We start from the raw sequence: 4,784 nt of genomic DNA on the forward strand, positions 1-4,784 counted from the left end.
GTGGTTCGTGGAGGCCTATGCGGCCTACTGGTCCTCCGTGCGCCGTAAGGCGCTCGGCCTGGACCCGGACGATTACCTGGTGGGCGAGGAGACCCGCGAGGTCGAGCAGACCCTATGAGCCCGCGTCGCCAGGCAATAGGTGCGCCTGCCTCTCGTCGTCGGTGAGCGCGCGGAACACCCGTGAACGCGCTACTGCGGTCAGTTCGGCCAGGTCGACGGAGTCCGTCCAGACGCGGGCAGTGCCGTCCGCTGAACCAGTGACGACCTGTCGCCCGTCCGGCAGCCATGCGAGGCTGGTCACGCCGTCGCGGTGGACACCGATCACCTCGCAGTCGTCGTCGTCCACGCTGCCCCAAATTCGTACCGTGCCATCATCGGAGCAGGAGGCGAGGCGCTGGCCGTCGGGAGCCCATGCCACCGCGCGAACGCGCTTCTCGTGGCCGGTCAGGACTCTCGGCTGGTCGGCGCCGGTGAGGTCCCAGACGCGGACGGTCCAGTCGGCGGAGCAGGTGGCGAGCCGACCCTCGTCGGGCGCCCAGCTGATCCCGTCGACGTAGTTCTGATGCCCGGAGTGGACGGTGCTGTCGCCGGGGTGTTCGATATCCCAGACCCGGACGGTCCGGTCGTCGGAACCTGAGGCGAGGTACCGGCCGCTCGGCGACCACGCAAGGGCACCCACCCAGTCGGCGTGGCCCCGCAGGACCCCGGCAGAGCTGCCGGTGCGGACGTCCCACACCCGCACTGAATTGTCCTTGCACCCTGCTGCCAACCGGGATCCGTCCGGCGACCAGGCCAGCGATTGGACCTCCGCGCCGAAGCGCAGGCTGCCGTCGGCACCGATCAGGTGGGCCGAGCCGTCGCGCAGGGCCACGGCGAGCACGTCGCCCGTTGGTGAGCAGGCAAGGGCCACGACCGGTTCCGGCCACGCCCTGACGGCGGCTGTGCCGTCCGGATTCCAGGTTCGTACGGTGCCGTCTGCGCCCCCGGTGACGATCCGGGCTGTCCGATCCAGCGTGAGGACGGTGACCGGTCCGTCGTGTCGGGCGAGGAGCCGTTGTTCGGCGCCGCGCGGCTGGACCGTCCACAGCCGGGCACTGCCGTCACCGGAGCCGCTGAAGACCCGACGCCCGTCGGGAGACAGCGGGATAGACCAGGCGACCTGGGAGTGCCCGCGTAGCTCGGCTGTTTCGCGCAGCCGGCGGACGTCCCAGGCGCGGATGCTGCCGTCGCCGCTGGCGAATATGACGGTGCGCCCGTCGGGGGACCAGGCTACCGACCAGGCGGGGTGTCCCTGACCACCGATGACATGTCGGGGTTCTCCGGTCGCCAGATCCCAGATTCTTACGGTCTGGTCGCCGGACCCGGTGACGAGTTGGCTGCCGTCGGGGGACCAGGCGACGGCCTCGACGAAGTCCCCGTGCCCTGTCAGTCGCTGCTCCGGCTGACCTGTGGTGAGATTCCAGATGATGACGGACCGGTCGTGGGAGGCGGAGGCCAGCCGGCGGGAGTCGGGGGAGAATCGCAGGCCCCAGACGTCTCCTGCGTGGCCAACCAGCTGAGCGGCGAGCGTCCAGGTTGCGGTGTCCCAAACCTGGACCGTTCGGTCTCGGCTTGACCCGGCGAGGCGTGACCCGTCCGGTGACCAGGTGACTCCGCGTGCCACGTCTCCGCATGGCAGCACCGAGACGGTTTCCGCCGTTTCCGCGTCCCACACCCGGATCGTGCCGTCCCGGGAGGCGGTAGCGAGCCGGGCGGCGTCGGGGGACCAGTCGACGGCTTCCACCATGCCGGTGTGACCGCGTAGCACCCGGACGACGGTGCCGGTGTCGGCGTGCCAGATGCGCGCGATGCCGTCTCTGGACGCGGTGGCCAGATGCGCTCCGTCGGGTGACCATGTGACTCCGCGGACGGCGTCGGTGTGCCCGGTGAGCACTGCTTCGGTGTGGCTGAACGCCAAGGCTGCCATTAGGGCCCGGCGGGCGACGGGGGTTGGGGGGCACTCCTGCAGGGCGGCCGAGGTCAGCAGCACCGCGAGTTCCGGGTACCGGTCGACGTTGCCGAGCGCGAACTGGCCGATCGTCTCCGACACTCGGTGCAGGAACGCGGTGACCCGGCTGCGGGAGGCGTTCACCAGGGCGTGTGCGGTGGGGCTGTCCTGGCCGGCCGACTCCATTGCTTCCAGCCACTGTCCGGCCAGCGCAAGCCGCTCCCCGGTGAGTAGATAGTCGGCGCTGCGTCCCGCGTGGACCCAGTCCGCTGCCCACCGTTCCAGCTCGGTACGCCGACGTAGTTGCTCCGTCCGTGCTTCCACCTGCTGGCGCAGTGGAGCCCACTGTCGGAACAACGCCTCGTGCGCGACCTGGGTGAACGGCTCACCGTCGATCACGTCGGTGGTCAGAAGCCGGGCGTCGGTGAACACGGCGATCACCCGACGCTGATGTCGGAGAGGTCCCGCAACGGAACCCGGCGTCGGGTCGGTTCGGTGCCCTCCATTGCTACCAGACGGAGCAGGGTGTCCAGGACGTCCTCGGTGCTGCTGTCGCGGCGCGTCTCCGCCATCACGCCGTCGGCCTGGCGGCCCAGCGCCCCCGCGACGCCGCCGAGTGCCTGGTAAGCCTGGCGGGTAGCCGCCTGCCCCGGCCCCGCCGCCCGGTGCAGCTCAGCAAGCAGGTACGCCAGCAGCGGCAACGCGTCTGCTGTAGCGGTGTCCGCGACGATGTGGTCGACGAGTCCGTCTTCGAAGCGCATCCCGGCGAGCTGAGCGGGCTGCTCCACAACCGTGACGAGGTCCGCAGGCCGCATCGTCCCGAGCCCGACCGGGCTAGCGAACAGCTCCGGCCGCGCCCCGGCGAGGAGATCCGCGAGGAACTCGACACGCAGCGTCGCGACAACCCATAGCTTCCGGTCGGCGTCGAGCGCCGTCGCAATCTGCTCCAGGAACGCGGCCTGTTCAGCAGGGCTCGACAGGGTTACCAATTCCTCGAGCTGGTCGACAACCAGCAGCACGCGCCCGCGCCGATGGCCCTCGCGAGCCCGCCAAGCGGTTAGATGACGGGCGAGGCTGTCTGGGCGGGACCGCACCTCCCGCAGCGCGGAGGCCCGGTCAGCTGCGCCCAGTGTGACCGCCAGGTCCGCGAGGACACCGAGTGGTTCACCCGCCGGCGTGACCGCTGGCAACACCTGCCACCGTCCCACTCGCAGCCGGGGAACCACGCCAGCGAGCACCAGCGAGGATTTGCCGCTGCCGGAGGCGCCGGTAACGCAGACGAAGCGGTCAGGCGCGTCCAGACCCAGCTCATGCAGGCGTCGCACCAGCTCAGCGACCTGCTCCTCTCGACCGAAAAACACCGACGCGTCCTGCTCCGTAAAGGCAGACAGCCCGGGGTAGGGGCTTCGGTCCGACCGCCACACGGGCCGCGGACTACGGGGTGCCTGCCACCACAGCAACAGGCCGTTTCCGACGATCAGCACCACCAGCAGGACGATCAGCGCCGGACCGGCAACCTGACGGATCCCGGCGGACAGGGGTGACGTGTCGGCGTTGGCGAAAAAGTTCGCCGCGATCTCCAGCAGAACGGCGATGATGAGCAGCGACAGCTGAAGGGCGATGGGTGGACGTCGACTCGGCCGCACCAACCCTCCCAGCGATGATCCCCGATGGGTTCACGGTAGCGCGTACACGCCCGTTGCGGGTGTCACGGCTGGAGTGCAGGCCGTGGTGGGCGCTGGGAGCCACGGCGTCAACCAGAGCATCTCGGTGGCGCGTCCCTTGACGAGCGCTGCACCTGGGCCAGCTTGTGAATCAATCGTGGGTATGCGGCCAAGCAGTCGCCGGCCGACCTGCGTCGCTGGAACCTGGAGCGAAGTCGTTCAACAGGTGAGGTGGTATTTCGCGTACTCGCAACAGATAGCCGGCGAGGCTGCGTGAAGTCGACCCGCTCGTGCCCGACGCCAGCCGCAGAGCAATGCAAAGTTTCCGGGCTGCTTCCCCGCCCCTTCACAAACACGCCCTTCGATGGCAACGATCGTCAGAGACGGTTGCCGTCCACCCAGCGCCGAGGAGGCCCCTATGCGGGTAACCCCAGTCCCTGCCCGTTTCCCACGCGTCACACACCATGCCGCCGCAGTCATCCTCGTTGGCGTCGCCGCCCTGGTCGGCATCAGCGCGCAGCCCGCGTCCGCCACCCCTCCCGGGATTCCGTCGAAGGCGACGGCCCAGTCGCAGCTCAACGCGCTGACCGTGGCAACCCAAGGCTCGACCAGCGGCTACTCGCGTGACCTGTTCCCCCACTGGATCACGATCAGCGGCAGCTGCAACACCCGCGAGCAGGTCCTCAAACGCGACGGCACCTCCGTCGTCGTCGACAGCGCCTGCGCGGCCACCTCGGGCCGCTGGTACAGCCCTTACGACGGCGCGACCTGGACGGCGGCCTCCGACGTCGACATCGACCACGTCGTCCCCCTCGCCGAGGCATGGCGCTCCGGGGCCAACTCCTGGACGACCAGCCGGCGGCAGAGCTTCGCCAACGACCTCACCCGCCCCCAGTTGATCGCGGTGACCGACAACGTCAACCAGTCCAAGGGCGACCAGGACCCGTCCACCTGGCAGCCGCCGTTGTCGTCGTACCGGTGCACCTACAGCAAGATGTGGATCACCGTGAAGTACAACTGGGGCCTGACCCTGCAGACGTCGGAGATGGCGAGCAGACCGCCGGCGAGCACCCGCCCCAGGTAGTCGGCGGTGTCGTCGTCCCCGGCCGTGGCGGCGAGCCACCCGCCGAGGG

The 4,784-nt window shown here is 69.7% G+C and carries 1 protein-coding gene and 1 pseudogene; one reads left to right on the forward strand and one right to left on the reverse strand.

The window, feature by feature from the left end:
- Positions 1-112 precede the first annotated feature (112 nt).
- Positions 113-3,633, reverse strand: a pseudogene (locus AB0B48_RS31975) (AAA family ATPase).
- Positions 3,634-4,069: 436 nt separating this feature from the next.
- On the opposite strand from AB0B48_RS31975, the gene AB0B48_RS31980 reads away from it, so the two are divergent.
- Positions 4,070-4,735 carry an HNH endonuclease family protein gene (locus AB0B48_RS31980; RefSeq protein ID WP_357208131.1) on the forward strand — a complete coding sequence of 222 codons (666 nt, stop codon included), beginning with the start codon at positions 4,070-4,072 and terminating at the stop codon, positions 4,733-4,735.
- Positions 4,736-4,784: the final 49 nt, after the last annotated feature.

This window comes from Micromonospora sp. NPDC049089, from assembly GCF_040648775.1.
Taxonomy (GTDB): domain Bacteria; phylum Actinomycetota; class Actinomycetes; order Mycobacteriales; family Micromonosporaceae; genus Micromonospora.